Source organism: Halomonas sp. KX33721 (genome assembly GCF_001596805.1).
GTDB classification, from domain to species: Bacteria; Pseudomonadota; Gammaproteobacteria; order Pseudomonadales; family Halomonadaceae; genus Vreelandella; species Vreelandella aquamarina.
The window spans coordinates 1-4,827 of the sequence record NZ_LVIA01000050.1 but is presented as its reverse complement, the minus strand read 5'-3'; the positions used below and the strand labels follow the sequence as shown (position 1 = coordinate 4,827).

General features: G+C 51.4%; 4 protein-coding genes and 2 pseudogenes. All 6 read right to left on the bottom strand.

The window, feature by feature from the left end; all coding sequences use genetic code 11:
• A pseudogene (locus A3220_RS17075) lies at nucleotides 1-232 on the bottom strand (IS1380 family transposase); the annotation flags it as partial.
• Nucleotides 233-500: 268 nt separating this feature from the next.
• Nucleotides 501-1,484, bottom strand: a pseudogene (locus A3220_RS15640) (ABC transporter substrate-binding protein); the annotation flags it as partial.
• Nucleotides 1,485-1,632: 148 nt separating this feature from the next.
• Nucleotides 1,633-3,099: an aldehyde dehydrogenase family protein gene (locus A3220_RS15635; RefSeq protein ID WP_084812801.1), complete on the bottom strand. Its 1,467-nt coding sequence runs from the start codon at nucleotides 3,097-3,099 to the stop codon at nucleotides 1,633-1,635.
• A gap of 46 nt (nucleotides 3,100-3,145) precedes the next feature.
• A complete protein-coding gene (locus A3220_RS15630) occupies nucleotides 3,146-4,258 on the bottom strand; it encodes an NAD(P)-dependent alcohol dehydrogenase (RefSeq protein ID WP_062375791.1) in 1,113 nt (370 codons plus the stop codon).
• A 71-nt stretch (nucleotides 4,259-4,329) separates the two neighbouring features.
• Nucleotides 4,330-4,680 (bottom strand): hypothetical protein, encoded by a 351-nt coding sequence (locus tag A3220_RS15625; RefSeq protein WP_252860500.1) that lies wholly within the window; start codon nucleotides 4,678-4,680, stop codon nucleotides 4,330-4,332.
• A complete protein-coding gene (locus tag A3220_RS18060) occupies nucleotides 4,599-4,778 on the bottom strand; it encodes a hypothetical protein (protein ID WP_252860501.1) in 180 nt (59 codons plus the stop codon). The genes A3220_RS15625 and A3220_RS18060 overlap by 82 nt, the downstream gene beginning before the upstream one ends.
• Between the last annotated feature and the right edge of the window lie 49 nt (nucleotides 4,779-4,827).

Here is a 4,827-nt window from a genome sequence, read left to right as displayed (position 1 = left end):
GTTGGAAGGGCTTGTCGCGGCGGAAGTTCTCGACAGCGTCATAGTCGCTCATGCCCAGACACAGCAGGCCCAGGTAGCTCTTGATCACGTCACTGGTGCGCATGCCCAGCGTGGTGGGGAAGCGGCTGTCGATGCTGTCGACGCCAGCGATCTCGAAGCATTGCCCGATGATGGACAGCCCGGCGTGGCTGGTGAGGGTGCGGCGACTGGCGCGGAACTTTATGTTGGGCATGGCACTGTCTGGGTGAATGGCGATAATGGCTATATTGCCATGCAGGTCAGTGGGTTAGAAGTGCTTCCGGGGGCCGGTCTCACGGATTCAGGTAACCCTTAGGGTGTAGAATCAAAAATAGCATGACTAAAACGATAAGATTTAACCATGCTATACATAAGAATAGTGGTATATTTTAAGAACTATTCACATCTGGCAATCAGCGTCTGGAGACTCAAGCAGCTCATGCGCTACTGATAATACCTCGTGACGCCCATTACGAATCTCACGCAGGTAGATATTCTGGATGGGGTGGTGTGATTTAGAGAAGCGCAATGGTCCCCGTGGGCTTTGCAACTCTACGGCGGCTAGTGCTGCAATCAGTGCTTCGCGATCAGTGGTATTACCCTCTACGGCATCAAGTGCTTGTATGAGCATGGCGCCAGTGTCATAACCGTGCACCGCATAGGCATCAGGCATGTCACCGTACGCCTCTTGATAAGCGGATACGAAACTCTGATTTTTTTCACTCACCAGCGTTTCGGCATAGTGAAGTGTCGTCAATACGCCCTCACCCGCATCTCCCAATGCAGTCAAATTCCCTTCGGTCATAAAGCCTGAGCCTAGTAAGGGAATATTTTCCTTAAGCCCTGCGGCCGCGTAGTCGCGCACAAAGCTTACCCCTCCTCCACCCGCAAAGAAGGTATAAACCGCGTCAGCTGAGGCTGGCAATTTGCGTCAAGTAACTCTGAAATTCAGTGCTGGGAAAAGGAACCAAAATTTGTTCAATGATCTCGCCACCGGCTTCAGTAAATGCATCCTCAAAGCCCTCAACATCTTCTTTACCACCAGCATAATCCCAGGTAATCGTTACTATCTCGCGGTAGCCGCGCTCATAGGCAACTTTTCCCATAGGGTAGCTGTCCTGCCACATATTATGAGAAGTACGGAAGACGTTGGGCATGCAAAGCTCATTAGTTGCCGCTCCCAACCCGGCATTGGGAATAATCGTAATAGCACCGGTCTGCTTGGCCACACGAAGCATCCCCATGGCTACACCAGAGTGAACAGGGCCAATCACAAAGTCGACTTCGTCACTGTTGACTAAACGGCTCATATTCTGGGGAGCCTTGGAGGGATTAGCCTCGGAATCAAGCTGGACATACTCGACTTCCCGGCCACCAAGTTGCCCATTATTTTGCTCAATAGCGAGTTTTAATCCATTGGTAATGGCCTCGCCTAACGCCGTGTAGGTCCCCGTATAGGGCAGCATTAAGCCTAGCTTTACAGGATCACTCTCTTCAGCCATTGCAAACTGGCCTGCCATCAACAGGCCAAATCCGCATACTGGCAACAGCATCTTATTTTTCGCTTTCATTTTTTCACCTTTTATTCTTATTAAAATAACTTAGGCTAATATTTTATTTAAGCAGGCGAATAGCATGCTCTTCTACGTATTCAGCCATACCCGCTTCACCGAATTCACGCCCGATACCACTAAGCTTAATACCACCAAACGGCATGCGTAGATCTAGCGATTCGAAGGAGTGGCTGTTAATGAAGGTGCTGCCTGCTTCAATTCGAGTTGCCAGTTGGAAGCCATGTTCACTATTTGAAGTCCAAACAGAAGAACCTAGACCGTAATCGGTATCATTCGCCCACTCGATCACTTGCTCCTCGTCGTCATAGGCAATCACAGGAATTACTGGTCCGAACTGCTCGCAACAGCTCACTTGGTCGGTGTGGGAAGCACCAATAACAACGTGCGGCAACATATAATAGCCATTATTTTTATCGACCCCGTCGGCCATGCGGCCCAACTCAACGACCTGGGCGTCAGACGCCTTTGCGATATCAATGAGCTTGCGCACACTCTGATATTGCGCCTCCGTTGCCAACGGGCCAAAATTGACTCCCTCGCTCAAACCGTGGCCCACTACAAACTCACTAACCCGGTTGCATAAAGCATCGACAAACTGATCATACATAGCGCGCGGCACATAGATTCGCTTAACGGCAAAACAAATCTGCCCAGAGCGTGTAAAGATACCGGATAACATACGATCCAATGTCTTCTCGATATCAGCATCATCCAGCACAATTGCCGGATCGTTACCGCCCAGTTCCAGGGTGAGGTTCTTAATCAAATCGGCGGCGCTTTTCATAACCGCACGAGCAGTCGCGGTACCACCCGTAAACCCAACTTTACGCACTAGAGGATGGGTGGTCAGCGTCTCACCCACCTCAATGTCGCCATGCACCACATTGATTACACCCGGTGGAAAGACCGCTGCCATACGTTGGAGTGCAATGGTTAACGCCGCAGAGGCAAAGGGAGAAGGCTTTAGCACTAGAGTGTTACCGGTTGCCAGGGCTGGTGCCAACTTCATCATCGTTAATACCACTGGCATGTTCCAGGGAACAATAGCGGCTACGACGCCTCTTGGCTGCTTTTCAACGCGGATCGTACATTGGTCGTCATCAATATTAACCGGCTCAAGGAAGGCTTCTGCAAGGCTCGCCGTATGCTGAAGCACGCCCTTACCCAGCGCAAAGTCAGTCTGTGCCTCCCAAAGAACGCCACCATGTTCACGTACGAGCAATGGCGCTAGGTCTTCTGTACACTCACCCAGTATCTCGCCAGCTTTCATCAACATGTCAACACGTACGCTCGGCTCAACTTTTCTCCAGGAAAGGTAAGCCTTATGTGCGGCCTGGATGGCTTGCTCGGCATCATCAGCCGTACCGACCGCAACACTGGCCACAACATCTGAGAGCTTGCCCGGGTCAATATGGCTGCGATACTCACTGGCGTCTGTTATTTCACCATTAATAAAGTGTCCTATTTTGACCGTATTGTCAGTAGCAGATGTCATAATGGTTTCCATTTTATTTAATCATCAGGGGGGGGGTAAGTTTAGCTATAAGAAAGGGTTACCTGAGCTTTACAACAGGTTTAATAACAACCCCCTTCTTAGAGTCTTCAAAGCCTTGATTAATATCGTCGAGAGAATAGAACTTAATTAGCTTGTCAAATGGGAAGCGGCCTTGCTTCCATAGTTTGACTAATCGAGGGATAAATTCCTGCGGAATCGAACTGCCTTGCACTACTGTCTTAAACGTCCACCCCTTCACAAGAGAGGCACCTACTTCAAAGGGAACTTCCGTACCAGGTGCTGCCGCACCCAACAATACAAGCACACCTCGAATCCCCAGCGTTTCAGCTGCTTTCTTCGTTACAGCAGGGATCGCGGTGGTATCAATCGCGTACTGAGCCCCCTCTCCGTCAGTCATCATTTTAATTTCTTCGGCAACATCGCGACTGCTGGAGTTAATGACATGCGTAGCGCCGATATCAAGCGCCAACTCTAGTCGTGAGTCATGAATATCAACGGCAATCACCGTCGTACAGCCTGCAACCTTAGCCGCCATAATGGCCGCTGAACCAACTGCCCCAACACCAAAGACAACTAATGATGAACCCGCTTCTGGTTTGATCTCATTAAGAACCGCGCCAGCCCCTGTTTGCAGCCCGCAACCCAGTGGGCCCATCAGCTCTAACGGCACATCTTTGTCAATAACCACCACACTCTCTTCCACGACGTTGGCATATGTCGAAAAAGAGGACTGCCCGAAGAAATGAGAGGAAATAGGTTCACCACAACACGATAGGGATGTCGAACCATCTCTGCGGCGACCACCAAAATCCTCAGCAAAGAGGTTTTCACAATAAGCCATTCGGCCAGCTCGACACTGTTTACAAGCACCGCAATAGGCAGCAGAGAGTACTACGTGATCCCCAACACTGACACGCTTAACGGTTTTACCTACCGAAGTAACCACGCCTGCGCCTTCATGCCCCAACACAGCAGGCAAGGGAGTAGGGTAAATGCCATCTCTAACAATAGCGTCGGTATGACAGATACCTGTGGCGACCATTTCTACCCTTACCTCGTTATCTTTCAGCTCATCAAGCTCAAGCGTTTCAACGGTAAGAGGAGCACCGGTATTACGTGCAACAGCGGCTTTGATTGTTGTTGTTGCCATTTAAAGCTCTCCTTTAAAACATACTAAAACTTAGCCACTTATTCCTTTACATACAGCGCCTTCAGCCTGCATTAAACCTTAGCAGTACCGGCCAGTTGGCTGGCGAGGTCGTGTTCGTCTTCTTTGGCCCGGGGGCGGGCGTGGCGAACTTGTAGCTCGGCAGCGTCGGTTTGTGCCAACTCCACGTCGAACACCACCTGGGCGAAGGGGCCGTCCAGCTCACGCTTGGCAATCTCAGCCGGGTCTTCAATCCGCTCGGCGGGCACGACGAGCTCTTCGCGGGTGGCAAAGGCGAAGTCATCAAAGGTGTAGGGGTCGCCGGCTAAGTTGATCTGGGTGGTCAGGTGCTGGTGGCCCGGGGCAGAGACAAAGTAGTGAATATGCGCCGGGCGCTCGCCGTGGCGGCCGAGGGACTTGAGCACCACATCGGTGGGGGCCCTTCCGGTACGCCGTAGCCGGAGGGAATAATGCTACGCGCGGTGTACCGGCCCTCGCTGTCGGCATAGATCGTGCGGCGCATGTTGTACTCGTCCTGAGAAGGGTCAAAGAACGAGTAGCCGCCCTTGGAG

Excerpts from the sequence above, each read along its gene's own strand:
- A3220_RS15635 (WP_084812801.1), bottom strand. The coding sequence starts at position 3,099 with ATGGAAACCATTATGACATCTGCTACTGACAATACGGTCAAAATAGGA.
- A3220_RS15630 (WP_062375791.1), bottom strand. The coding sequence starts at position 4,258 with ATGGCAACAACAACAATCAAAGCCGCTGTTGCACGTAATACCGGTGCT.
- A3220_RS18060 (WP_252860501.1), bottom strand. The coding sequence starts at position 4,778 with ATGCGCCGCACGATCTATGCCGACAGCGAGGGCCGGTACACCGCGCGT.